General features: G+C 72.0%; 24 protein-coding genes and 1 pseudogene. 16 read left to right on the forward strand and 9 right to left on the reverse strand.

Translation table 11 applies throughout. The features are described 5' to 3' along the window. A pseudogene (locus H4N64_RS27690) lies at positions 1-651 on the reverse strand (VWA domain-containing protein); the annotation flags it as partial. A 236-nt stretch (positions 652-887) separates the two neighbouring features. Between H4N64_RS27690 and H4N64_RS27695 the strand changes: the two are divergent. Beyond that, positions 888-2,954, forward strand: a complete 2,067-nt coding sequence (locus H4N64_RS27695) for a PhoX family protein (protein WP_186285155.1) — start codon at positions 888-890, stop codon at positions 2,952-2,954. A gap of 118 nt (positions 2,955-3,072) precedes the next feature. Here H4N64_RS27695 and H4N64_RS27700 read toward each other — a convergent pair whose 3' ends face one another. Further along, positions 3,073-3,912: a hypothetical protein gene (locus H4N64_RS27700; protein ID WP_186285156.1), complete on the reverse strand. Its 840-nt coding sequence runs from the start codon at positions 3,910-3,912 to the stop codon at positions 3,073-3,075. A gap of 152 nt (positions 3,913-4,064) precedes the next feature. On the opposite strand from H4N64_RS27700, the gene H4N64_RS27705 reads away from it, so the two are divergent. After that, positions 4,065-4,613, forward strand: coding sequence for an SH3 domain-containing protein (locus H4N64_RS27705; RefSeq protein ID WP_186285157.1), 549 nt, complete (start codon positions 4,065-4,067; stop codon positions 4,611-4,613). A gap of 58 nt (positions 4,614-4,671) precedes the next feature. On the opposite strand, the gene H4N64_RS27710 is transcribed toward H4N64_RS27705, so the two are convergent. After that, positions 4,672-5,121 carry a hypothetical protein gene (locus tag H4N64_RS27710; RefSeq protein ID WP_186285158.1) on the reverse strand — a complete coding sequence of 150 codons (450 nt, stop codon included), beginning with the start codon at positions 5,119-5,121 and terminating at the stop codon, positions 4,672-4,674. Positions 5,122-5,233: 112 nt separating this feature from the next. On the opposite strand from H4N64_RS27710, the gene H4N64_RS27715 reads away from it, so the two are divergent. Beyond that, on the forward strand, positions 5,234-6,424 hold the full coding sequence (locus H4N64_RS27715) for a PP2C family protein-serine/threonine phosphatase (protein WP_186285159.1): 1,191 nt from the start codon (positions 5,234-5,236) through the stop codon (positions 6,422-6,424). Positions 6,425-6,535: 111 nt separating this feature from the next. Then, on the forward strand, positions 6,536-7,582 hold the full coding sequence (locus H4N64_RS27720; protein WP_186285160.1) for a hypothetical protein: 1,047 nt from the start codon (positions 6,536-6,538) through the stop codon (positions 7,580-7,582). On the opposite strand, the gene H4N64_RS27725 is transcribed toward H4N64_RS27720, so the two are convergent. Further along, the gene (locus tag H4N64_RS27725; protein ID WP_186285161.1) at positions 7,575-8,822 is read right to left on the reverse strand and encodes an amidohydrolase; all 1,248 of its coding nucleotides are present in this window, start codon (positions 8,820-8,822) and stop codon (positions 7,575-7,577) included. The genes H4N64_RS27720 and H4N64_RS27725 overlap by 8 nt on opposite strands. A 72-nt stretch (positions 8,823-8,894) precedes the next feature. Between H4N64_RS27725 and H4N64_RS27730 the strand changes: the two genes are divergently transcribed. The 8 genes from H4N64_RS27730 to H4N64_RS27765 all read left to right on the forward strand — a co-directional run bounded on the left by H4N64_RS27730 (position 8,895) and on the right by H4N64_RS27765 (position 16,084). Next, the gene (locus H4N64_RS27730) at positions 8,895-9,734 is read left to right on the forward strand and encodes a helix-turn-helix domain-containing protein (protein WP_186285162.1); all 840 of its coding nucleotides are present in this window, start codon (positions 8,895-8,897) and stop codon (positions 9,732-9,734) included. Continuing rightward, on the forward strand, positions 9,703-9,900 hold the full coding sequence (locus H4N64_RS27735) for a DUF397 domain-containing protein (protein ID WP_186285163.1): 198 nt from the start codon (positions 9,703-9,705) through the stop codon (positions 9,898-9,900). Before H4N64_RS27730 ends, H4N64_RS27735 begins: the two co-directional genes overlap by 32 nt. 123 nt (positions 9,901-10,023) lie before the next feature. Continuing rightward, the gene (locus tag H4N64_RS27740) at positions 10,024-10,680 is read left to right on the forward strand and encodes a Uma2 family endonuclease (RefSeq protein WP_186285164.1); all 657 of its coding nucleotides are present in this window, start codon (positions 10,024-10,026) and stop codon (positions 10,678-10,680) included. 265 nt (positions 10,681-10,945) lie between these two features. After that, positions 10,946-12,289, forward strand: a complete 1,344-nt coding sequence (locus H4N64_RS27745; RefSeq protein WP_186285165.1) for a helix-turn-helix domain-containing protein — start codon at positions 10,946-10,948, stop codon at positions 12,287-12,289. Positions 12,290-12,366: 77 nt separating this feature from the next. Then, entirely contained in the window at positions 12,367-13,353 is a 987-nt protein-coding gene (locus tag H4N64_RS27750; RefSeq protein ID WP_186285166.1) for a permease, read from the forward strand. Next, positions 13,350-14,027, forward strand: coding sequence for a TIGR03943 family putative permease subunit (locus H4N64_RS27755; protein ID WP_186285167.1), 678 nt, complete (start codon positions 13,350-13,352; stop codon positions 14,025-14,027). Before H4N64_RS27750 ends, H4N64_RS27755 begins: the two co-directional genes overlap by 4 nt. A gap of 122 nt (positions 14,028-14,149) precedes the next feature. Then, complete coding sequence (locus H4N64_RS27760; protein ID WP_418896297.1) at positions 14,150-14,905, forward strand: GAF and ANTAR domain-containing protein; 756 nt, start codon at positions 14,150-14,152, stop codon at positions 14,903-14,905. A 249-nt stretch (positions 14,906-15,154) separates the two neighbouring features. Beyond that, entirely contained in the window at positions 15,155-16,084 is a 930-nt protein-coding gene (locus H4N64_RS27765) for an LAETG motif-containing sortase-dependent surface protein (protein WP_186285168.1), read from the forward strand. Positions 16,085-16,149: 65 nt separating this feature from the next. Here the strand turns inward: H4N64_RS27765 and H4N64_RS27770 are convergent, their stop codons facing one another. Together H4N64_RS27770 and thrS are read right to left on the reverse strand one after the other, a co-directional pair. Then, positions 16,150-17,115 carry a nucleoside hydrolase gene (locus tag H4N64_RS27770; RefSeq protein ID WP_186285169.1) on the reverse strand — a complete coding sequence of 322 codons (966 nt, stop codon included), beginning with the start codon at positions 17,113-17,115 and terminating at the stop codon, positions 16,150-16,152. Positions 17,116-17,152: 37 nt separating this feature from the next. Next, complete coding sequence (gene thrS, locus H4N64_RS27775) at positions 17,153-18,367, reverse strand: threonine--tRNA ligase (protein WP_186285170.1); 1,215 nt, start codon at positions 18,365-18,367, stop codon at positions 17,153-17,155. Positions 18,368-18,666: 299 nt separating this feature from the next. Here thrS and H4N64_RS27780 point away from each other — a divergent pair, with 299 nt between their 5' ends. Both H4N64_RS27780 and H4N64_RS27785 read left to right on the forward strand, forming a co-directional pair. After that, positions 18,667-19,425 (forward strand): hypothetical protein, encoded by a 759-nt coding sequence (locus H4N64_RS27780; protein WP_186285171.1) that lies wholly within the window; start codon positions 18,667-18,669, stop codon positions 19,423-19,425. 139 nt (positions 19,426-19,564) lie between these two features. After that, positions 19,565-20,296, forward strand: coding sequence for an Ig-like domain-containing protein (locus H4N64_RS27785; RefSeq protein ID WP_186285172.1), 732 nt, complete (start codon positions 19,565-19,567; stop codon positions 20,294-20,296). 12 nt (positions 20,297-20,308) lie between these two features. On the opposite strand, the gene H4N64_RS27790 is transcribed toward H4N64_RS27785, so the two are convergent. Beyond that, the gene (locus H4N64_RS27790) at positions 20,309-21,433 is read right to left on the reverse strand and encodes an aminopeptidase P family protein (RefSeq protein WP_186285173.1); all 1,125 of its coding nucleotides are present in this window, start codon (positions 21,431-21,433) and stop codon (positions 20,309-20,311) included. A 213-nt stretch (positions 21,434-21,646) separates the two neighbouring features. Here H4N64_RS27790 and H4N64_RS27795 point away from each other — a divergent pair, with 213 nt between their 5' ends. Continuing rightward, positions 21,647-22,195, forward strand: coding sequence for a DUF7144 family membrane protein (locus H4N64_RS27795; RefSeq protein WP_186285174.1), 549 nt, complete (start codon positions 21,647-21,649; stop codon positions 22,193-22,195). 58 nt (positions 22,196-22,253) lie between these two features. On the opposite strand, the gene H4N64_RS27800 is transcribed toward H4N64_RS27795, so the two are convergent. Next, complete coding sequence (locus H4N64_RS27800; RefSeq protein ID WP_186285175.1) at positions 22,254-22,622, reverse strand: DUF6479 family protein; 369 nt, start codon at positions 22,620-22,622, stop codon at positions 22,254-22,256. 63 nt (positions 22,623-22,685) lie between these two features. Further along, complete coding sequence (locus H4N64_RS27805; RefSeq protein ID WP_186285176.1) at positions 22,686-23,297, reverse strand: CGNR zinc finger domain-containing protein; 612 nt, start codon at positions 23,295-23,297, stop codon at positions 22,686-22,688. Positions 23,298-23,379: 82 nt separating this feature from the next. Here H4N64_RS27805 and H4N64_RS27810 point away from each other — a divergent pair, with 82 nt between their 5' ends. Further along, positions 23,380-24,138: an MBL fold metallo-hydrolase gene (locus tag H4N64_RS27810; RefSeq protein ID WP_186285177.1), complete on the forward strand. Its 759-nt coding sequence runs from the start codon at positions 23,380-23,382 to the stop codon at positions 24,136-24,138. Positions 24,139-24,141 lie beyond the last annotated feature (3 nt).

A 24,141-nucleotide genomic window follows, 5' to 3' on the forward strand; every position in this document is an offset into this window, starting at 1 on the left:
CACCGGCTCGGCGACCACCGGCTCGGCCTCGGCTTCGCCTTCGGCCGAGTCGTTCCCACCCGCACCACCCGTGCGGCTTTCGTTGTCGGCTGCCGGTGGCCCCTGTGGGGTCTCCTCGCCGTCGGCGGCTGCGGGCTCGTCGACGACCGGCTCCAGTTCCGCGACCGGCTCCGCCTCGACCACCGGCTCAGGTTCCACGGCCGCCACCGGTTCCGGGGCTGCCTCTGTCACCGGCTCGGGCTCGGGCTCGATGGCCGGCTCGGCTTCCACTGCCACGGGCTCGGGCTCGATGGCCGGCTCGGCTTCTGCCGTCACCGGCTCGGGGTCGATGGTCGGCTCGGCTTTCGCCGGCACCGGGTCCGGCGTTTCGGTCGTCGGTTCCGGGTTCGGCTCGACCGCCGGTTCCGGTGTTTCTGTCTGCTGCTTCGGGACCGTGACGTTGTCGAAGGCTGCCGCTACCAGCTCATGCTCGTCGTCGTCCGACGACTGGCGGGGTTCGGGGACTGCCGCCGGAGTCGGCGTCGGAGTCGGAGTCGGCGTCGGTTCCGGGGCGGGGGACTGCGTAGGCGTCCTGTCCGCACCCTCTGCCTCGGCCGTGCGGCCCTTTCGGGAGCGGCCGAACGCGTTCCGCAGGAGAGTGAGAATGCCCATGTGCGCAACCCTTCGCATGAGTTGAAGCCCGTCAATCCCTGGCCAGGACGGACACGTAAGGTTAGCCGCCCCGGACGGTGATCTTCGGCCGGGATCCCCCGAGCGGAGTCCCGCGCGTCAACTCAGGTTCCGATACCTCAGGTTCACCCTTCGTTCATCGGTCGTCCCCGCTTTCGCACAAACATCCCCCTACCGTCCGTCACGCTGGATACAAGGGGAAGCAAGGGGAGAACAAAATGCGCATTCCGCTGCCGCTCATCAGAACGTCGTCCGGTTCACATCCCGGCGGCCGTTCCGCCATGACCTGCCGATTCCGGTGTGGTGACGCCTGTTTCCACGAGGTGCCCAACACCACCGACAACCCGTACGTCGGCGACGTCATCGCCGGCGCCCTGAGCCGCCGTAGCGTGATGCGTGCCGCCGCTGTCGTGACCGCCGCTGCCGCCGCCGGTACCGCCGCCACCGTCGCCGCCGCGCCGTCCGCCGAGGCCGCGCCCGCCACCACCGACAAGCCCACCAACAAGGGCGCCCGCGGTCTGCGCTTCACGCCGGTCGCGCCCAACACCACCGACGCCGTCACCGTGCCCGAGGGCTACGGCCAGAACGTCGTCATCCGCTGGGGCGAGCCCATCCTCCGCGGTGCCCCGGCCTTCGACCCGGAGAAGCAGACCGCCAAGGCGCAGGCCCAGCAGTTCGGCTACAACTGCGACTTCCTCGCCCTGCTCCCGCTGCCCGGCGAGTACAACCGGCAGATCCTCGTCGCCAACCATGAGTACACCGACGAGATCCTGATGTTCCGGGGCTACGACGCCGCCAACCCCACCCGCGAGCAGGTCGAGATCGCCTGGGCCGCGCATGGGCTGTCCGCTGTCGTGGTCGAGGGAGAGCAGAAGACCGGGCGTCTCAAGCCCGTTCCCCGGCATCCGCTCAACCGGCGTATCACCGCCACCACCGAGTTCCGGATCACCGGCCCGGCCGCCGGGTCCGACCTGCTCAAGACCTCCGCCGACCCCTCCGGCACCAAGGCCCTCGGCACCCTCAACAACTGCGCCGGCGGCACCACCCCGTGGGGCACCACGCTGCACGGCGAGGAGAACTTCAACCAGTACTTCGCCAACTCCAGCCGCGCCACCGACAAGCGGTACGGCATCGGCACCGGCGCCACCGAGCGCAAGTGGGAGCTCTTCGACAAGCGCTTCGACGTGGCCCAGGAGCCCAACGAGGTGCACCGCTTCGGCTACGTCGTCGAGCTCGACCCGTACGACCCGCACTCCACGCCGCGCAAGCACACCGCGCTCGGCCGCTTCAAGCACGAGGGCGCGACCGTGCGGCTCACCGACGACGGCCGTCCCGTCGTGTACTCCGGTGACGACGAGCGCTTCGACTACTTCTACAAGTTCGTCGGCAGCAAGCGGATGAAGAAGGGTTCCAGCCGCGCGGTGCGCGAGCACAACCTTTCTCTGCTCGACGCGGGGACCCTTTACGTCGCCAAGCTCACCGGTGACTCCCCCGCCATCGAGATCGACGGCACCGGCAAGCTCCCCTCCGACGGTGAGTTCGACGGCTCCGGTGAGTGGATCCCGCTGGCCACCGCCACCGCCGACGGTGCCGTGTCGCACGTCGAGGGCATGACCGCCGAGGAGGTGTTCGTCTTCACGCGGCTCGCCGGTGACAAGGTCGGCGCCACCAAGATGGACCGTCCCGAGGACATCGAGCCCAACCCGCACACCGGCAAGGTGTACGTCGCCCTCACCAACAACTCCAACCGCGGCAAGACCGGCTACGCCGGCGTCGACGAGGCCAACCCCCGCAACAGCAACAAGCACGGCCAGGTCCTGGAGCTGACCGAGCGCTGGAACCGCGCCGACAGCACCAAGTTCGCCTGGAGCCTCTTCCTGGTCGCCGGTGACCCGAACGACCCGGCCACCTACTTCGCGGGCTTCCCGAAGGACCAGGTCAGCCCGATCTCCTGCCCGGACAACGTCGCCTTCGACCCCTACGGCAACCTGTGGATCTCCACCGACGGCGCCCAGCTCGGCTCGCACGACGGCCTGTTCGGTGTAGCTACGCGCGGTGACCGCCGTGGTGAGCTGAAGCAGTTCCTGACCGTGCCGAAGGGCGCCGAGACCTGCGGCCCGATCGTCCAGGACCGCCGGGTCCTGGTCGCCGTGCAGCACCCGGGCGAGATCGACGGCGCGGACGTCGAGAACCCGGCCTCCACCTGGCCCGACGGGCCCGGCACCTACGTCCGCCCGGCCGTCGTGGCCGTGTGGCGCAAGGACGGCTGCGACATCGGCGTCTGACCCTCGCGGGTGAACCGGAGAAGGGCTGGGACCGGCGGTCGTCCACCGTCGTGTTCCAGCCACTTCCGGTGTACGGGGGCGTGCCGCGCCGCCTCCCGAAGGCCGTCCGACAACTCCCTCAGTTGTCCGGCGAAGGTTGCCGCCGCCGTGTGAGCAGCCAGGTGCCGAGCGCCACCGCGAGGCCGACGGCGACCAGCAGCCAGGACACCGTGCGCAGGGTCGCGGTGAGCGCGTCGTACACCGCACCCGCGGCCGGGCGGTGCACGTCCTCGGGCAGGTCGGCCAGGGTCAGTCGGCGGCCGAGGGCGACGGCCAGGGCGAGGAACGCGCCGCCCAGCGCCGTACCGAGCGCGGTCGCGGTCACCGCGCGACGGCGGCAGGCGGCGACGGCGATCCCGGCGACGGCGAGCACCGCGGCCGTGACGGGCAGCCAGAAACCGGCGACCTCCAGCACATGGAACCCCCGTCGCAGTCGGTCCAGTTCATCGGCCGGAAGCACGGCGACCTCGGTGCGCTCGACCGGGATACGGCTCGCGAGCGGCATGTTGTCGGCGGCCAGCCGCTCCTTCACATCGGCGGCGACCGGAGCCAGATCGACCCGCACCTCGCCCCCGCCGCCGTCGCGTACGGCACGCAGGATCGCGTCGTGGACGGCCCGGTTGCCGCTCTCCCAGGCGGTGCGGAAGGCGTCGGTGCCGGTGAAGGACCGCACCGCGTCACGGACGAAGGGCCGCATCCGGGCTCCGGCGTCCGTCTCCCGCACGATCCCGTCCCCGACCGTGTCCACGACCGCCTCCCGCACGGCCGGATCGGTGGCCAGCGGAGCCATCGCGGTGACGTACCGGCCGGTGTCGGCGAGCCCGTACGACGCCCAGGCCGCCAGCGCGCCGAACGGCACCAGAAGGCAGGCCAGCGCGATCAGCGCGGCCGAGAGGGCGTTCCGCGGACGGGAGGACACGCCTTCAGGCAAAACCGCGCCGACCGGGCGGGCCAGTGCTGACGGCCGTATGGCCGAGGGCCCGCACCCCTTGGGGGAACTGGGCTCCCGGCTCTCCGGTGGAGGGTTCACCCGAACGGGTGTTTCCTGGTGCTGGGGAGAAGGAGGCGATCATGCGCACCACTCCGGCCCTGCGGACCCTGGCCGTGGCCCTGCTCACCGGCGGCTCCCTGATCGCCGCCACAGCGGGCGCGACGGCCGCCGCGGCAGCCCCGCCGACCTACGCCGACGGACATGGCGGAGACGGTGGCGGCCATGGCGGTCCGATCTGGGGCACAGTCATTTCCCACACGAAGCTCAACGTCAGGGAGGCGCCGACCACCCACGCGGACGTCGTCACCCGGCTCTCTCCGGGCAGCCAGGACCGCGTGGACTGCAAGGTCCGCGGCCAGAGCGTCAACGGCAACCCGGACTGGTACTGGCTCGTGGGCGCCCAGGGCTGGGCCAGCGCCGTCTTCGTCGACGTCGGCAGAGCGCACGTGCCGACCTGCGCGGACCCCTGTCCGGAATGGAAGGACGGGGCCTGGACCAACTGGGACGAGCCGTTCACCAACGACTCCTGGAGCGCGTCCTCGTCCGGTTCGTGGAGCGCGTCCGGTTCGTGGAGCTGGAGCGTCTCCGGATCGTCGTCCAGCGCCTGGAGCTGGCTGGGCGGCTGGTGAGGGAAAGGTGAGGGAGCGCGTGGGCCCCGGCACTGCCGCCGGGGCCCACGCGTGTGCGTCAGCGGGGCAGCGGATTGCCCACGGCGTCCTCGTGTGTGTAGTAGCGGTAGAAGAACACCGCGAAGATGGCCGCCGTGACCAGCAGACTCATGGTCACGGACCGCAGGACGCTGGCGCCGGTCTGGCTGTAGAGGAAGCCGAAGGCCGCGCCCGCGAAGGCGGACTTCGTCAGCGAGTGCAGCTCCCTCTTCAGCTTGGGCGCCAGCACGGCCACCGCGATGCACAGCACCATGAAGGCGATCGCGGTGACAAAGCCGAACAGGATGTTCCAGCCGGTGATCTCACCGCCGCCGCGCCGGTTGGCGGCGGCCCAGTAGCCGTAGATCAGGCCGAGGACGACCGGGATCCCGAACCGCGCGATGGTGTGGGTGCGCTCGCTGAAAATGTCGGGTGTGACCGTCACTCTGACCGTCGGGCGGCGGCCGGGTGTGGGTGCCGCATGAGCCATGGGAGCACCTCCTCCTTGAGGTCTGTCGCCCCCGACATCCAGAGCACACCCGGGGAAGGTGCCCTGGCAAGTCGGAGATGCGGTGCGCACACCCCCGTGTTTCGCTGGCGGCATGAGCGGGCGAGGACTGAGACCGGTGAACGGTTCCCCGGCCCGCCTGGGACGTCTTCCGGCCCTCGTTCCCCGGGACCGGCTCCAGCGGCACCAGATGCTGCGCGTGGGCGGCCGGAGCGTGGCGTGGGTGCCGCCGTTGCTGCTGCTCATCGCGATCGTGGTGACCGACTGGAACACCACGGAGGACTTCCGGATCATCTCCTGGGTGGTCCTCGTCCCCGGCATCGCCGCGGCGATCTGCGGGGTGTGGGGCACGGCCGCCTTCGCGCTGCTCACGACGGTCACCTATCTCATCGTCGACAGCACCTGGCCCGGGGAGTTCCAGGCCGGGCTCCCCGACTTCGTGCTCTCCGCGATCGGCGGCGTCCTCGCCGTACTGGCCTGCGCGGTCCGGGTGCGCGGCGAGCAGCGCATGCTGCACATGCGGGACGTCACCGACACCATCCGCCGTACCGTGCTGCGCCCGCTGCCGCCCGGCTGGGGCGGCCTCGACCACGCCGCCGTGTATCTCACGGCCGACGTCGAGGCGGCGGTCGGCGGCGACTTCTACGACATCCAGCCCGGACCGCACGGCACGCGCGTCCTCCTCGGCGACGTCCAGGGCAAGGGCCTCGGCGCGGTGGAGGCGGCCGCGGCCCTGCTCGGCACCTTCCGCGAGTCCGCCTACCACGAGCCGGACCTCGCCACCGTCGCCGAACGCCTGGAGACCCGCATGGTCCGGCACGCCCGCCACTGCGCGGCCCTGGGCCGCGACGACGCCGACCGCTTCGCCACCGCCGTCCTGCTGGACTTCCCCGCCCACGACCCAGGCACCCTGGAATCGGTCGTCTTCGGCCACGACCCGCCCCTGGTCGTCGGCCCCTCGGCGATACGACAGCTCCCCCCGGGCGACGCCCTCCCCCTCGGCCTCGGCGAACTCACCGGCACCCCCGACCCGCCCTCGGTCCTCCGCACCCCCCTGGCCCCCGGCGAGACGGTGCTGCTGACCACCGACGGCGTCACCGAGGCCCGGGACGCCATCGGCGCCTTCTACCCCCTCGCCGACGAGGTCACCCGAGCCGTGGCCGCCGACCCCCGCCTCACCGACCCCCACCTCCTGGTCGCCTTCGTCCGCGACGGCACCCTGCGCCACTGCGGCGGCCTGCTGGCCGACGACACCACGGTGTTCGCGGTACGGCGGGCGGGGTGAAAGGGACGTTTGCACTCCTGAGGCTCGCCTTTGCTCTCCTGGGGCCCACCTTTGCAGCCGCAGCGGTTACGGTGCTGCCGTACGTGATCGACGGGGGATGGGGAGGGACCGATGCCCGGAACCGTGCTGCTGCTCGCCGCCTCGCCGGCGGGCAAGGGCTGTCTGGTGGACGCGGCGTCCGTGCTCCCCGTCCTCGCGGCGGTACCGCCCGCGGTGCTCGCGGGAACCGACACGGCGAACGTCGTCGAACTCGCCGACCCCCTCGAACCGCAGGCCGTCCTCACCCGCCTGCGCGCAGCCGCCGCGGCCCCCGGCCCACTCACCGTGTTCATCACCGGACAGCTCCAACTCGACCGCCGCCAAAGGCTGGTTCACCTGGCGCTGGCGCGCACGACCGCGTCGACGGTGCGCTATACGGCGCTGCCGTGGCACTGGGTCCGGGAGGAGCTGCGGCTGCGGGCGCCGGGCACGACGACGCTGGTGCTCGATCTGCACGCGGACGCGGAGACTTGGGAGCTGATGCGGACCCGGCCGCTGGACTCGGGGCGGAACAGCGCCGTTTACGGACGCATCGCGCCGCCGCCGGGACGGCGGACGGTGGCGGCGCCGTCGTACATGAAGGCCGTCGCGACGATTCTGCGCAGCGGACGCCGCCCCGCGCTCGCGGAGTTGCATCAGCAGGCGCTGGCCAGGGTGGGCAGCGAGGGTTACGCGGACCTCGTCCTCGGGGCACCCGGGGCAGCCGCCCCGGACCCCCACTCCGCCATCACCGCCGCCGTGCAGTCCGGACGCCACCTCGACGCCGACGCGCTCGCCGCCCGCCATGAGCAGGCGGCTCTGCAGACCCACGGCCCCGGCTCCTCCGAGGCCCTGCACTGGGCCGAAGTCCGGGCGGATCTGGCGATGTTCGCGGGGGATGCCGTCCGCAGTTGCCGTGCCTGGCTCGGGGTGGCGTCCGCCCGGCTGGCCGCGGGGCAGTCGGCGGCGGACCCGGACGTGGAGTCCGCCGTGGACCGGGCCCACCACCAGTGGGGCCGCATCACCGACCCGGCGCGGGCCCGTGAACTGGGGCCCGCGCTGGCCGAGTTGAGGACGCGGGTGCCGGGGCCGCAGGGTGCGCTGGACCATGTCCAGCGGCAGTTGCAGCGGCTCAGCTAGTGAAGGACAAGAAGGAGAGCGCCCCCGACACCAGGGTCCGCACGCCCGTCGGCACGGTGGCCAGGTCGGGCGCGAACAGGGGGCTGTGGTTGCTCGGCACCGACTCCGACCGGCCCAGCGGATCGTCCCCCGGCGCCGCGTCCCAGATCGCGGGCGGGGTGCTCGTCACGAACCAGTAGGAGTACGGCAGCTTGCCCTCGGCGAGATGCGAGAAGTCCTCGCTGCCCATCGCGGGGCCCGGGTCGAACACGGCGTCGGCGCCGAAGACCTCGCGGTGCGCCTGCGCCACCCGACGGTCGGTGTCCGCGTCGTTCACGGTCACCGGGAACTCGCCGCCCACCGTCACCTCCGGCTCGCGCGGACACCCGGCGGCCAGGCACTCCCCGGCCGCCACCCGCCGGATCGCGGCGACCATCCGGTCCCGGACGCCCTCCGACTGCGTACGGAGATTGAGGGAGATACGGGCGGTGGACGGAATGACATTGGCCGCCGTACCCGCCTCGATCCGTCCGACGGTCAGCACGGCCTGCTCGCGCGGGGCGAGCTCCCGGCTGACGACGGTCTGCAGACGCGTGACGAGAAACGCGGCCGTCACCACCGGATCGACGGTCGTCTCGGGCCGCGACCCGTGCCCGCCCCGCCCGTGCACCACGATCTCGACGTCCGTCGTGGCCGACATGATCAGCCCCGGCACATGCGCGATGCCGCCCACCGGACCCGGCGCCACGTGCTGCCCGAGCAGCACGTCCGGCCTCGGGAACCGGTCGTAGAGCCCGTCCGCGACCATCGCCGCCGCCCCACCACCGGACTCCTCGGCGGGCTGCCCCACCACCATCAACGTCCCCGACCAGGCATCCCGCCCACCCGCGAGCGCCTCGGCGGCCCCGACCAGCCAGGTGACATGCATGTCATGCCCACAGGCATGCATCACACCGGGCACGGTGGAGGCATACGGCAACCCGGTCTCCTCGCCGACCGGCAGGGCGTCCATGTCGGCGCGCACCAGCACGGTGGGGCCCTCGCCGTTCCTCAACAGCCCGACAACCCCGGTACCGCCGACCCCCTCGACGGTGTCGAACCCCGCCGCGCCGAGCCGTGCCGCGAGCCGGGCGGCCGTCCGGTGTTCCTGGAAGGACAGCTCGGGATGCCGATGCAGATCCCAGTACAGATCCTCCAGTTCCGCGACGCGGAGACCGGCGGTGAGTTCCAGCGCGGCGCGGGCTGCGGCAGAGGTCGTCATGGGGCCAGCGTGTCACTAGGAGTTTGGTGATTTCCATCACGTGGATGTAGCGGACTGATTACTCTCGGCTACATGGCTCACATTCGTGAACTGGACCCCAGTGCGTCTCCGTTGGACTACTTCGGCTACGAGTTGCGCAGGAAGCGGGAAGAGGCGGGGCTGACCCAGAAGGAGCTCGGGGACATCCTCTTCTGCACAGGCTCCTTGATCGGCCAGATCGAAACCACGCTGAAAGTGCCGACGCGGGAGTTCGCCGAGCGGGCGGACGCGGCGCTGATGACGGACGGGATGTTCTCGCGGCTGATCGGGCTGGTGCTCCGGTCCCAGTTGCCGAGCTGGTTCCAGCCGTACGCGGAGATGGAGGCGACGGCGACGTACATCTCCACGTATCAGTGCCAGTTGGTGTACGGGCTCTTGCAGACGCCGGAGTACGCGCGAGCGGTGCTCTCCGTCGACCAGGATGATCGGCTCGACGAGATGGTGGCCGCACGGATGGAGCGCCAGCGCATCCTGAGCCGTGACGAACCGCCGGTGCTGTGGGTGGTGCTGGACGAGGCGGTGCTGTACCGGCAGATCGGCGGCCGGGAGGTCATGCACGACCAACTCGCCCACCTTCTCCGGCTGTTCGAGAAGCCGTGGATCCAGATCCAGGTGCTGCCGTTCTCGGTGGGCGAGCATGCGGGGATGATGGGGACGTTCACGCTCCTACGCTTCGCCGATCACCCTGACCTGCACTACAGCGAGAGCTACGACGCCGGGCACATGACGGCCAATCCGCAGGTGATCAGGGAGCGTTCGGTCGGTTACGCTCGCCTGCAGGCCGAGGCTCTCTCCCCGAGGGAATCGGCAGCCCTGATCGCTCGCGTGATGGAGGAACGCTATGAAGAGCAGCCTGGATCTGACCCGCGCTGAGTGGCGTAAGTCCTCGTACAGCGGAAGCAGTGGCGGCGAATGCGTCGAGGTCGCCGACCTGACCCCTCTGGTCGCCATCCGGGACTCCAAGAACCCCGAGGTCGGCATACTCACCCTCTCCCCGGTTTCCTACGCCGCCTTCGTAAGGCACGTGGCCGGAGCCTGAATCGAGTCCCACTTCGCGGCGCGGAAACGTAACAGCACACTCGTTCGAGTGAACGGCTCCAGGTTTCGGATCCGCGGTGCCGGTCTACGCTGGGATCGTCGCGCTGAGCGAAGGAGGTCTGTCATGGCGGTGGCGGAGCCGATCATCATGCCGGGGTATCAGGGCGAGGCCATTCATGGGCCTTACGACGACCCTGACGGCGACAGTGACGCGGACAGCGGCGTGCCCGACAACTCGGACACGAGCGTAGAGGCGGCCTTCGAGCTCTTCGGTGCGGCGGCCCCCCGGGGTTGGCGCGTGGAGCTGATCGAAGGGGAGATCTACGTGACGCCACCGGCCAACGGGGAGCACGAGGAGATTGTGTCGCGGCTCAACCGCCAGATCATCCGGAAGGACCCCGACGACTTCTTGTTCACCTACACGGGCATCGGTCTCACCGTTCCCGGGGCGTCCAAGACGGGTCATGTCATCCCCGACCTCGTTGTCGCACCCGAAGGCAGCTTCGATGACGAGAAGCAGTGGCACGACACTCAGACCGTCCTGCTTGTCGCCGAGGTAACCTCCCCCGGCACCGCTGATCGTGATCGCGAGAAGAAGATCCGCGGCTATGCCCGAGCAGGTATCCCCGTCTACCTACTGATCGACCGCGAGGAAGCGGAGATCACCATCTACTCCGAGCCGTCCGGCGACGACTACGCCCAGGCCCCCAAGTGCAAGATCGGCCTCACTGTCCCGCTGCCCGCCCCCTTCGGGTTCGAGCTGGACACGACGAAATTCTGAGCACACTCGACGTTCTGGACGTCAAGGGCCGCCGCCCTCGCCGGCCCCGCGTTCGCTGCCAGGACCAGCGTGGCCACGGCCACGATCGCGGCAGCGATGCCTCGGGCGTAACGCTCGCTTGTGCTGGTTCGTTCGAGCACGGCGACCTCGCAGCAGCGGTGTATTGACGTGATGTATTAAGCGGGTTGGGTAATCAGGCTTAATTCCCGGTTTAACCTAGAGGCTGTCGGAGTCGAACGGCAAGGGGCACCAGGGGAGTTGGGCAATGTCGGAGCGCGACGACCCGGTGACCATCGGGCGCAGGGTGCAGCAGTTGCGCGGCGAACGAGGGCTGACGCAGAAGCAGTTGGCCGAGCCGGCCTACACGCCCGCCTACATCTCCACTCTGGAGGCCGGCCGGGTGCGGGCCTCCGACGAGGCGCTCAGGCATATCGCCGAGCGGCTCGGGGTGGCCTACGACGAGTTGATCACCGGCCGGTCCGCCCGTCTCGCCACCGAGTTACGGCTCCAACTCACCGGCGCCCAGCGCACCCTGGCCACCGGCGCCACCGAGGCCGCCGCCGAGGCCTTCAGCGCCGTCCTCGGCGAGGCGGAGGCGAACGGACTCGTCGAGGAACGGGTCGCCGCGCTGCTCGGGCTCGGGGAGTGCGGTCTCGACACCGGTGATCTGGACGACGCCCGCTGCCACTTCGAGCAGGCCGAGCGGGAGCTCGCGGCGGCCCCGCTGCCGGTGCGTGTCCCGGCCCTGCGCGGACGCGCCGTCGCCCACTACCTCGCCGGTGAACTCCGGTACGCCGTCTATCTGCTGGAGTCGACTCTTGACGAGCTGAACCGCGGTGGAATGCACGATCCCGACGCGCTGCTCCTCCTCTACGCCAGCGTCATCGGCCCGTACATGGACCTCGGCGCCCACGCCCGCGCCGCCCAGGCTGCCGAGCTCGCCCTCGCTCTCGCGCCGCAGGCCGGGGACCCGGCACTGGTCGCCCGAATGCATCGGTCCGTCGCCCGCACCCTGCTCGCCGAGGGGCGGATCGCCGAGGCCGACGCCTCCCTGGCCAAGGCGGCCGAGCTGTACCGGGGGCTCCAGATCCGTACCGAACTCGCCCACTGTCACTGGATGCGCGGGTACGTCTGTGCGCAGAACGGCGAGCTGGACCGCGCCGAGGCCGAGCTGCGGGAGGCGCGGGCCATGCTGTCCGCCAAGCGCGCCGGCCTCTACACCAGCCAGGTCGCCGTCGAGCTGGCCGACGTACTGCACCGGCGCGGCAAGTCCGACGGGGCCGCCGCCCTCCTGCGCGAGGTCCTCAGCGACCTCAGCCCCGAACGCGGCGCCCTGCACTCCGCCGCCGCCCACCGCCTCCTCGGCATCATCGCGGAGGACGCCCGCGACACCGAGGCCGCCGAGGAGCACTACGTCCGCGCCCTCAGCCTGCTGGAGCGGGCCGGCGCCGCCGGTGACCTGGCCGACCTGTGCCGGCTGCTGGGCGATCTGCTGCGCCGTACCGGACGGGTGGAGGCCGCCCTGGACGCGTACCGGACGGGTCTCGGGCACCGTACGGCCCCCGGCACCACCACCCTCGGACCCGCGCCCGCACAGCCGCCTCTGTGACCGTCCCGGCTCTGCGCACGGCCCCGTACGGTTAGCCTGCCCGTGGCACAAGGCGAGTGGGATCCTGGGGCAGGCGCGTGGCGAATCAACGGACGGTGGTCTACGGCGGCCTGCGCGCGGTCGTGTACGTCGTGGTCGGCGGTGCCGCGCTGCTCGCCGTCGCCACCGTCGCCTCCGTGCTGGGGCCCGCCCTCGCGTTCGACCTGTACACCCCGGCCTTCGCCGCCTGGTGGACCGTGTTCACCGCCATCGCCGTACAGGGCGTGCCCTTCCTGCTGCTCGGCACCGTGGTGTCGGCGGCGATCGGGGCCTTCGTGCCCGAGCGGGTGTTCACCCGGCTCCTGCCGCGCAGTCCGGCGCTCGCCGTGCCGGTGGCCGGTGCGGCCGGGGTGGTGCTGCCGGGGTGCGAGTGCGCGTCGGTGCCGGTGGCCGACAGCCTGATGCGCAGAGGGGTCGCCCCCGCGGCGGCGCTCGCGTTCCTCCTGTCGGCCCCCGCCATCAATCCCGTGGTGCTGGTCGCCACCTCCGTCGCCTTTCCCGGGCAGCCCGAGATGGTGCTGGGCCGGCTCGTCGCCTCGCTGGTCACGGCGGTGGTGATGGGGTGGCTGTGGGTGCGGTTCGGGCGCGAGGAATGGCTCCGGCCGGCCAGGCGCCGCGGGCATGACCACGGCTCCGGTCCCGGCGCCTTCGTCGCCGGGCTCCAGCACGACTTCCTGCACGCGGGCGGGTTTCTCGTGGTGGGCGCGGCCGCCGCGGCCACCTTCAACATCGCCGTACCGCGCTCGCTGCTGGACGTCCCGGGATGGGCGGCCGTCCTGCTGCTCGCGGTGCTCGCCGTGGTGCTGTGCGTGTGCAGTGAGGCGGACGCCTTCGTCGCCGCCTCGCTGAGCGGCTTCTCGCCGACCGCGCGGCTGGCGTTCATGGTGGTCGGGCCGATGGTCGACCTGAAGCTGTTCGCGTTGCAGGCGGGCACCTTCGGGCGGTCCTTCGCGGTCCGGTTCTCGGCGGTGACCTGGGTGGTCGCCGTGGTGTGCAGTGTGCTGGTGGGGTGGTGGCTGCTGTGAGGCGGTACGGACCGGCCGTTGTGTTGCTGCTCATGGGCGGCGCGGTGCTGCGGATCTCGCTGTTCGGCGAGCTGTATCTGCGGTATGTGCAGCCCGGTCTGCGGCCGTACCTGGTCGTGTCGGGGGCGGCGCTGGTGGTGCTGGGGCTGGTGGCGGCGGGACGTCCGGCCCACGCGGGACACGGTCCCCGGGTCGCCTGGCTGCTCACCCTCCCCGCCCTCGCCCTGCTGCTGTTCCCGCCGCCCGCCCTCGGCTCCTACAGCGCCGAGCGCGAGGCCGCCGAACGGGCCGCGCAGGGGATCGGGACCTTTCCGGCGCTGCCCTCGGGGGATCCGGTCGCCCTGACGCTCGGCGAGTTCACCTCCCGGGCGATCTACGACAGCGAACGCTCGCTGAAGGGCCGCACGGTCCGGCTCACCGGGTTCGTCACGCACGACGGCGACGGGAGCTGGTACGTCACCCGGCTGATGGTCTCCTGCTGTGCCGCCGACGCCACCACCAGCAAGGTCGAGATCCGGGGCGCGGACGCCCTGCCGGACGACACCTGGGTCACGGTCACCGGCACCTGGCACCCCGAGGGGGAACTGGGCAGCGACGAGGCCTGGCCGCCCGTCCTCGACGCGGGCTCGGTGCGGCGGGTCGAGCAGCCTGCGAACCCCTACGAGAAGCGGTAGCGGGTTTCGCCCCCTGCGCCCCGGGTAGTCGGGCGGAGTCCGGGGCGGGCGATCCAGGGCCTGGGGCCGCCGAACCCGTGGGACGGTGTGCGCCGCGCTGGAGGTGTGAGGAGGCGGTGACCGTGCGGCCCAGGGACGACCACCGTGGTGCCGTCGGCGGCGACCACCGGTCGAGGGACCGCGAGCAGGACGCGACCGCCGCGCGGGGCATGGGACCCGGTGAGATTCCGCGGCGGCTGTGCGCCGTCGCGGTCGAACTGCTGCCGGTGACCGGGGCCAGCGTCTCGCTGCATGACGACGAGATGCCGATGCGCCTGTGCGCGAGCAGTGCGCAGGCCGCGTATGTGACGGACATCCAGGCCACCTTGGGCGACGGGCCCTGCCACAGCGCGGTGCGCAGCGGGCGGCCCGTGCTCGCCTGCGATCTGACGGAGGGGCAGGACGTGGACCGCTGGCCGGTCTTCGCCGAGGAGGCCACGCAGGCCGGGGTGCGGGCGGTGTACTCACTGCCCCTCGGCGACGAATCGGTGTGCGTGGGCACGCTCGACCTCTACCGTGACACCCCCGGCGTACTCACCGCCGACGAGCTGCGTACGGCGCGGGCCCTGGCCGGGGCCATGACCGTGGCCGTGATGGCGCTGTCCCGGGAGGCGGAGGGCGACGACCGCGACCGGGACCGGCCCGGCTGGCTGGACGGCCTGGCCGCCGACCACGACGGCATCTACCAGGCCATCGGCATGATGATGGCCCAACTCGGCGTCGGCGCCCACGAGGCCCTGGCCCGCCTCCGCGCCCACGCCTTCGCCCACGGCCGCACAGCGGCGGACGTGGCGAGGGACGTGGTGGACCACCGGCTGCGGTTCCGACGGGAGAGCTAGCCTCTTCGCTTGCGGAGCAGAAGATTCCCTGTGTGGCGATTTGGTGTGGAAGCGTGAACTCCACCTGCATTCCCGCAGGTTGACAGGGCATCAGCGACGCGACCACCATGGGCTCAGCGCTGTGGCACATGTGACCAATGAGCCCAGTGTTTCTTCGACCACCACCCCGGCACGGCACGGCCCCGCCGTCGATGCGCGCTGCCCTGCTGCCGTCACCCGGGTTCTGCTCACGTCAAGATGGGGAATCGCATGTCCATAGCGAGACGTGTCATCGCACGACGCCTGCTGGGGACGGGCGCCGCGTCGCTCGCCCTGTGCGCCGCCAGTGTCGCCGCCGCCTCCGGCGCCTTCGCCACGGGTGCTCCGGGCGGCGACGGCTGGAAGTCGGGCGGCCAGTACCAGCCCGGTACCGGGGCGGGCACCGAGACCGCCACCGACCGGTGCCAGTTCTCGCTGGACGGCACGGACTTCTACGACTCCGTCAAGGTCGACGACCAGAACCTCAGGCCGACCGACGACGGCAAGGTCCACATCCAGGTCCGCGTGGCCGGCGACGCCACCACCTGCACCGCCTCCCTCGCCTCCTACCTCGCCCACGGCCCCACGTTCGCCACCTCCGGCGAGCAGGTCTTCGTCGACTTCGACACGGTCACCGTCAAGCCCGGCCAGACCGACACCCTCGACATCGCCGTGCCCGACGCGGGCTGCTTCGCGCAGATCGACCTCTACCGCGGCGCCGTGAAGTTCGACGGCCGGCTCGACGCGAACGACGGCTTCGTCCACGGTGACGTGCCCAAGGGCCCGGACCGCCCGGTCATCAAGGACAAGCTGATCGCGGCATGGAACGGCGGCACCAAGGACTGCACGACCACGGAGTCGAAGCCCCCGGCCACGCCGACCCCGTCCACGCCCGAGGAGTCCGTCCCGGCCACGGAGACCCCGGCGACCGAGCCCCCGGCCGAGGAGACCCCGGCCACGGAGACCCCCTCCGAGCCGACCCCGACCCCCGCCGACTCCACCACCGCCCCGGCTCCCAGCCCGAACGGTGGCGGCGGTGACCTCGCCGAGACCGGCGCCGACAGCAGCACCCTGCCGATCACCATCGGCGCGGCGGTCCTCCTCGGGGGCGGCGGCGCGATCGTGGTGGCGACCCGCAGGCGCCGCGCGGCGCGGTCGTAGGACGACGCAGAAGGGGCGGGCAAATCCCGGAAGAAGACCCTCGCCCGCCCCTCCTCACCGTCCCGCTACTCGCCCTCCACCGCCGACAGCCACAGCTTCACGTATCGCTCGACGTCGACGTCCAACGCCACGTCCACCAGCCGCTGTTCACGCTCCCCGTGGTGGATCTCCGCCTCGCCCGGACGCGGACGCCGGTCGACGATCGTCTGCCCTCGGGTCGGGCCCGGCGCCAACGAGACCTCCACCGGCAGGAGTTCGGTGGTGATGCCGCCCGGGTCGACGACCGCGCAGACCGCCCCCGCGTCACCGAGCCCGCCGGACGGGTCGTCGCCGTCCGGGTCGGGGGCGGAGGGGCGGTGGGCGAGGAGTTCACCGGCCAGCCGCAGCCGCGGCTCCGAACTGGCCCGCAGGCGCTGCACGTCCGCCGCCGGGACGAGAACCCGGCTGAAGACGTCCAGCCCGTACATGGTGATCGGCACCCCGGCGGTCAGCAGGATCGCGGCGGCCTCGGGGTCGTGCCAGACGTTGAACTCCGCGACCGGCGTGGCGTTCCCGACCTCCACCGCGCCGCCCATGAACACGATCCGCTCGATGTTCCGGACCACCTCGGGGTGTGTACGGAGCAACAGCGCGATGTTCGTCAGCGGCGCGGTCGGGATCAACGTCACGGGCCGCGGCGACGCCAGGATCTCCCGCCGCAGCAGCGTCACCGCGTCGACGTCCACCGGGCGCCGGGTCGGCGCGGGCAGGCCCAGGTCGCCCATCCCGTCCTGCCCGTGCACATGCGACGCCGCGCGCACCGGCTCGATCAACGGCCGCTCGGCACCCCGCGCGACCGGGATGTCACCGGCCCCGGCCTGCTCCAGCACGGTCAGGGTGTTGCGTACGACCCCGTCCACGCCGGTGTTCCCGGCCACGCAGGTCACCGCCCGCACATCGAGCCCCGGATGCCGTACGGCGAACAACAGGGCCAGGGCGTCGTCGACGCCGGTGTCGCAGTCGATGATCACCGGGATGGGCTGACCGGTCACGGGCGCTCCCTCTTCGACAGTCACTACGCAACCGACCTTACGCAGCCCCCCACAGTTCGGCCCCGCGAGTCCGCACAGCCGCGTCGATCCGTCGCAGCAGCTCTGCCACGGGCACCGCCCCGACCCGGCTCCCGTCCCTCAGGCGTACGGCCGCCAGGTCGCCGTCGGTCTCCCGGTCCCCGATCACCGCCTGGTACGGCACGAGCCGGGCCGCCCGGATCCGGGCGCCGAGGGTGCCGTCGCCGGGGCCGGAGAGCTCGGCGCGGAGTCCGGCCGCCCGAGCCCGCCGTACGACCTCGTCCGCCTGCTCCACCTGGGCGTCCGCCACCGGTAGCACCATCAGTTGCACGGGGGCCAGCCAGGCCGGGAAGGCGCCGCCGTGGACCTCGATGAGGTGGGCGACGGCCCGTTCCACACTGCCGATGATGCTGCGGTGCACCATGACCGGACGGTGTTTCGCACCGTCGGGGCCGATGTAGTGCAGATCGAAGCGTTCGGGCTGGTGGAAGTCGATCTGGACGGTGGAGAGGGTGGACTCGCGGCCGGCGGGGTCGGTGATCTGCACGTCGATCTTGGGGCCGTAGAAGGCGGCCTCGCCCTTGACCGCTTCGTGCTCGACGCCGTCCAGCGCCTCCCGCAGCAGCGCGGTCGCCCGCCGCCACAGTTCCGGGTCGGCGACGTACTTGCCGCCCTCGCCCGGGAGCGAGAGCCGGTACCGGGACGCGCGGATGCCGAGGTCGGCGTAGGCCCGCCTGATCAGGTCCAGGGCGGCGCGGGCCTCCTGGGCCGCCTGTTCCAGGGTGCAGAAGACATGCGCGTCATTGAGGTGGATCGCGCGCACCCGGGTCAGACCGCCGAGCGCGCCCCACAGCTCGGAGCGGTACATGTCGCCCAACTCCGCCATACGCAAGGGGAGTTCACGGTAGCTGTGGGAGCGGGAGCGGTAGATGAGGGCGTGGTGCGGGCAGAGGCTGGGCCGCAGGACGACCTCCTCCGCGCCCAGCGGCATCGGCGGGAACATGTCGTCGCTGTAGTGCGACCAGTGCCCGGAGATCTCGTACAGCCGACGTTTGCCGAGGACGGGCGAGTACACATGCCGGTACCCGGCGGCGCGCTCCTCCTCGCGGATGTACTCCTCCAGTTCGTGGCGTACGACGGCGCCGTCGGGGAGCCAGTACGGCAGTCCCGCGCCCATGAGGGGGTCGGTGTCGAAGAGGTCGAGTTCGCGGCCGAGTCGGCGGTGGTCGTGCATGTCGTACTCCCTCGCTCAGGGGGGCGAGGAGTCCGGAAACGCTGAAGCCCCGGGGCGCTCGCCCCGGGGCTTCGTTCGCTGCTCAGCTTTCAGCGCGCCGGGACCGGATCCGGCGTCGTCGTGAGAGACATGGGGGCGCGCTGCATGAGGTGACGGTAGCGAGGGGTGACGGGGGCGGGCGAACGTTTTTCGCTGACCCCGCTCACCCGGACGGACCGGCGCACTGGTGGACCGCCCCGCTCGGTGGTGCCTTGAAAGCACGCACTTCGATCATGGCAGCGCCCCCAGGAGGCCACACGATGCCCCGCGTCCCCATCGCCCCGGCCCTCGCCCTGGGCGCCCTGCTGACCGCGACCGCCTGCGGCGCCGGCGGATCGGACACCACGGCCAGGCCCCCGGCATCCGCCTCCCCCACCGCGTCACCGCCCACGTCCGCCCCGTCCCCGGCGTCCGCTCCCGCCCTCACCGAGGCGCAGGCCCGGGCGGCCCTGATCACCGAGGCGGACCTCGGCGAACCCTGGTCGGCGACCCAGGGCGCCGCCACCTGGCGGGACGGCATGCTCAAGGCGAGCACCGACAAGGCCGACTGCCGACGGCTGCTGGACGTCCTCTACACCGAGGAGTTCTTCGGCCCCGACGCCCGCACGCGCGCGGTGACCGGCCTGGACGACGACTGGGACGGGGCCCAGATCCGCTACCAGGTGGTGGCCCACCCGTCCAAGGACGTGGACCGCACCCTGTCCTGGCTGAAGTCCCTGCCGAAGAAGTGCGGTGAGTTCACGGCGGTGACCGGGACCGGGGCTCCGGAGTACGGCGAGGTCTACGAGACGGAACTCCCCGAGGTCGGCGACGCCCGTCAGGGCCTGCGCATCACGCTGAGCGCCGACGACGAGACCACGCTCACGCTGGACGTGGCCGCGGTCCGCGTCGGCGACGACGCGATGGTCCTCACCAACGGCGGCCTCGGTGACGTACCGGCCGACGCGACCTGGGTGGCGACGGAACTCGGGGCAGAGCGGCTGGCGGAGGTGCGGAAGTCGGGGCGCGCGGAGGTCTGACCGCGCCTTGGTGGTTCGGATACGACCGTATGGCTCACCCGAGACGTCCGTACGGCCGAGCCGTACGCGTCAGCGGCGGTGGCGGCCGGAAGAATCGCAGGCAGTTGTGTCGCCCTCCGTTCGAGGAGCTCTGCCGACCATGAACAGGTTCAGCAAGATCGTGTCCGGGCTCGCCCTCGCCGGTGCCGTGCTGTCGGGGGCGCCGGGGCAGGCCGTGGCGGAGGGCGGGCGCGAGCTGTGGGGCGCCGCCACCATCGAGCCCGGTCGGGAAGGCATCGTCGAGGTCGCCGGGTACACCGGGCCCGGCCTCGGCGCCGGATCGGCGCTGACGCTGACGGCACCCGCCCCGGCCGTCGTCACCGGCACGCCCCTCGACGCCCGCGGCTACCGCGGTGCCGTCGCCTCCGGCGGGCGCAGTGGCACGTACACCTTCACCGGGCCCTCGGCGGACGAGTCGTGGCGGGGCCGTGGCTTCCCGTTCGTGCTGTCCGTGCCCGCGAAGGCGGTCCCCGGCACCCGGCTCACCGGCTGCACGATGGTGCTGACGGACGCGAAGGGCGTACCGAAGGAGCGGGGCGCCTGTACGGTCACCGTCGGCCTGCCCGCACCGACGCTGCTGCGGCCGCAGTCGGGCGTACCGCTGACCGCGCGCCCCGAGGCCTCCGGCACCGCCTACCCCGGCGCGCAGGTCAGCGTCAGGGACGCCCTGGAGAACGAGGTCTGCTCCACGACCGCCACCGCCGAGGGCCGCTGGTCCTGCGTCCCGGCGCTCCCCCTCACCCCGGGCCCGGGCCTGCTCCAGGCGACGGCCACGCTGAACGGCGTCGCGGCCGTGAGCGACCAGATCGCCGTGACCATCGAGGGCGCCTGAGCGCGGGCGCTCTCACTCCACGAACGCCATCTCCCGCGAGGTGTTGTTCAGCCGCCGCCCCCCGTCCTCCGTGCACGTCACGATGTCCTCGATGCGCACCCCGAACCGGCCTGGCAGATAGATCCCCGGCTCGATCGAGAAGCACATCCCCGGCACCAGCGGCAGTTGCTCCCCCTCGACCAGGTACGGCGGCTCGTGCGTCGTGACGCCGATGCCGTGGCCGGTGCGGTGCACGAAGTACTCGCCGTACCCCGCGACCTCGATCACCGTCCGGGCCGTCCGGTCGATGTCCTGGCAGGCCACTCCGGGGCGCACCGCCTCGAAGGCCGCCTGCTGGGCCGTGCGCACGATGTCGTGGACCCGGCGTTCCTCGTCCGTCGCCGGGCCGACGTGGACCGTGCGGGTGGTGTCGGAGCCGTAGCCGCCGAGGAGGCCGCCGAAGTCGAGGACGACCATGTCGCCGCGCCGGATGACCCGGTCGCCCGCCTCGTGGTGCGGGTCGGCGCCGTTCGGGCCCGAGCCGACCACCGTGAAGTCGACCTGGGAGTGGCCGTGTGCGCGCAGGAGGCGGGCCAGGTCGGCGGCCACGTCCCGCTCACGGCGGCCGGTGAAGCGTACGGAGAGGATCTCCTCGTAGGCCGCGTCCGCCGCGGCGCCCGCCGCCGCCATGCGGGCCACCTCGTGTTCGTCCTTCACCGCGCGGAGCATCGGCAGCACGGTGGTCAGGGCGCGGTAGGTGGTGAGCGGCAGGGCTTCCTGGAGGCCCAGCAGATGCAGGGCCCAGGTCGAGTCCGAGATGCCGTAGCGGCCCTGCGGGCGCAGCAGTCCGGCCGCCGCCGCGTACGGGTCCTGTCCGTCCCGCCAGTCCGAAAGACGCAGCGCGCCCGCGCCGGGGCAGGCCTCGGCGTCGGGGCGTTCCAGTGCCGGGACCAGCAGCCGGGGTTCGGACTCGGGGGTGAGGACGAGGAGGGTCAGCCGTTCGGTGATCGCGGTCGGGCGGTAGCCGCACAGCCAGGTCAGATCGGGGCCCGGGGTGACCAGCAGCCCCGAGAGCCCGGCGGCGATGGTGTCCCGGGTGGCCCGGTCCATACGGTCCGCGTGGTCCTGCTCGGTGAAGGCCGAGGGTGCCTCGGTCATGGTCCAACCCCGTCGCCGTCGGTTGCGCTGACCTGTCCATTGGAGGCGGGGGCGCGGGGCGCCGCCCAGAGGGGCTCGGCCGTTCGGGTGGTCACCCGTTCGGATCGGCTCGCCCTGCGCGCGCCCGCACAGCCGCAGATCGTGGACGTATCGACGTCATCGGCGGGTCGGCGCGCAGGGTGCCGTCCGCCCCGGACGGAACGGGACGGTTCCATGACTCAGCAGCCGCACGCGAAGCCGCCGACCGCCGAGGAGGGGCAGAAGCCCCCGGTCTGGGAGGAGAGCAACCGCCCGGCCGGACCGGCACCCGGCACCGCCGGCCGGCAAGGTCCCCCGGCCGACACCGCCTGGCAGACCGCCTGGCAGACCGGCGGACTGGTCTTCGCCGGAATCCTGATGCTGGTCAACGGCATCGTGGCGATGCTCCAGGGCATCTCCGCGCTCGCCTCGGACGATGTGTACGACAGGGTCACCGAGTACGTCTACGAGATCAGCCTCACCGGCTGGGGCGTGATCCTGCTGTGCCTGGGCGCGCTGGCCGCGGTGGTGGGCTGGGGCATCCTCAAGGGCATGTGGTGGGCCCGGATGACCGGTATCTTCCTGGCCTCCTTGAACATGGTCGCCCACTTCCTGTTCATGCCGTACTCGCCGGTGTGGTCGGTCCTCATGGTCGCGATCGACTTCTTCGTGATCTGGGCCCTCGCCACGGCTCCCGCCAAGGCGGACGCCTCGAAGCGCCCCGCCGCGTCGGCGGGGCGCTGATCCGGCTTCCCCGGAGTGGGGGCTGCCCCTGATCGGCGGGGCAGCCCCTGGTCGTGGCTCAGACGTGGCCCAGGCCACCGCTGCCGAAGGACCCGCTGGACCCCGGGAGCCAGCGCTTGCGCTTCTGGTCCTTGCCTCGCTTGCTGCCCGCGTGCCGGAGGTCGTACGGCATGAGCCGCTCGCCGCCCTCCGACAGCGGCACTTCGTCCGGCTCCCGCATCTCTCTCATCTCGCGGACCGGCCCGCCCTCGGGCAGCTTCGGCTGCTCCTCGGGGCGAGGATGCGGAAGCTCCCGGTCCATGACCCGCATGCCGTACTGCACGGCCCACACCAGTGCACCGGCGATGAAGAGGCCGCCGGCAAAGGCGGCGATCACGTTGAGTACGTCACTCGACGTGGCCGCTAGTTCAAGCGTTGTCGCACTCATGCACCAATTATCCCCGAAACGGCCGAATGCACGCCCCTTGGGGAGGGCCGGATTCCGTCGCCGTCAGTCCGTCTCGGCCGCCGTGCGCCGGGCGTAGGCACGGGCCGCTCGGGCGCGGTCGCCGCAGCGGGTGGAGCACCAGTGCCGACGGCCGTGCCGCAGCAGATAGCGGGTGCAGGGCGGTGAGCCGCAGGCTGTCAGGCGCTCCGCGTCGGCCCCGGTGAGCAGGTCGGCGGCGTCGGCGGCGAGGGCCGCCAGGGCGTGGTCGAGGATCTGGTCGGTGGGGTGGGCGACGGCCCGGTACAGCCCACGGGTGGCGTCCCAGCGCAGCAGGGGCGCGGCCGGCGCCCGGGTGAGCGCGTCATTGACGGCGGCCAGAGCCCCGGTGGGCGCGGGCGCCCCGTCGAGACGGGCGGCGAGCAGTGCCCGGATCTGCTCGCGCAGGGACCGCAACTGCGCGGCGCACATCTCCCGGATGCCCGCGTCGGCGGGCGCGAGACCGTGCTCCTCCAGCCACTGCCCGGCGCCCTCGGGGGTGCCGAGGAAGTCGATGTAGTGCCCGCCGGGCAGGGCGATGGCGCTGTTGGCGAAGTCGAGCGCCGGGTACTGCTCCGCGCCGGGGGCGGGCGGCAGCGCACTGCCGTCGACGGCAACGGTCTCTCTCATGAGCCTCATGGTACGTCTTGCGCCCATCCGTGAGAAAGGTCTACGGTCTCTCACGGATGGCCTATCTCTTATCCGTGAGGAGCCTTGATCCATGTCCAAAGACCTGCCCGTTCGCGTCCTCGGCGGCCCGACCGCCTTCTTCGAGTACGGCGGCCTGAACTTCCTGACCGACCCGACCTTCGACGCCCCCGGCGAGTACGGAGGACCGGGCCGCCCGACGCTGCGCAAGCTGGCCCCGTCACCGGTCGCCCCCACGGATCTGGGCCGCATCGACGTGGTCCTGCTCTCCCACGACGAGCACGCGGACAACCTCGACCACGCGGGCCGCGCCCTGCTGGCCGACGTCCCGCTCACCCTGACCACGCCCAGCGGCGGCAGCCGGCTCGGCGGCAACGCCAAGGGCATGGCGGACTGGGAGACGGTGCAGCTGGACCGGCCCGGTGGCGGCACGGTGACGGTGACGGCCGTACCGGCGATCCACGGCCCGGGACCCCGGGAGGCGGTGGAGCCGATCACCGGCGAGGTCGTGGGCTTCGTCCTGACCGGCGAGGGCCTGCCCTCGGTCTACGTCAGCGGAGACAACGCGTCCCTGGACGCGGTGAAGGAGACAGCGGACCGGTTCGGCCCGGTCGACACGGCGATCCTGTTCGCCGGTGCCCCCCGCTTCCCGGTCCTCTTCGACGGTGCCCCGCTCGTCCTCGACAGCGCTCAGGCCGCCGAGGCCGCGCGGATCCTCGATGCCCGCCGCGTCGTGCCGGTCCACTGCGACAGCTGGGCCCACTTCACGGAAGGGCGCGAGGACGTGGTGGCCGCGTTCCAGGCGGCCGGTCTCGCCGACCGCCTGGACTGAACC

The sequence above is a fragment of the Streptomyces cupreus genome (assembly GCF_014257025.1).
GTDB lineage: Bacteria > Actinomycetota > Actinomycetes > Streptomycetales > Streptomycetaceae > Streptomyces > Streptomyces cupreus.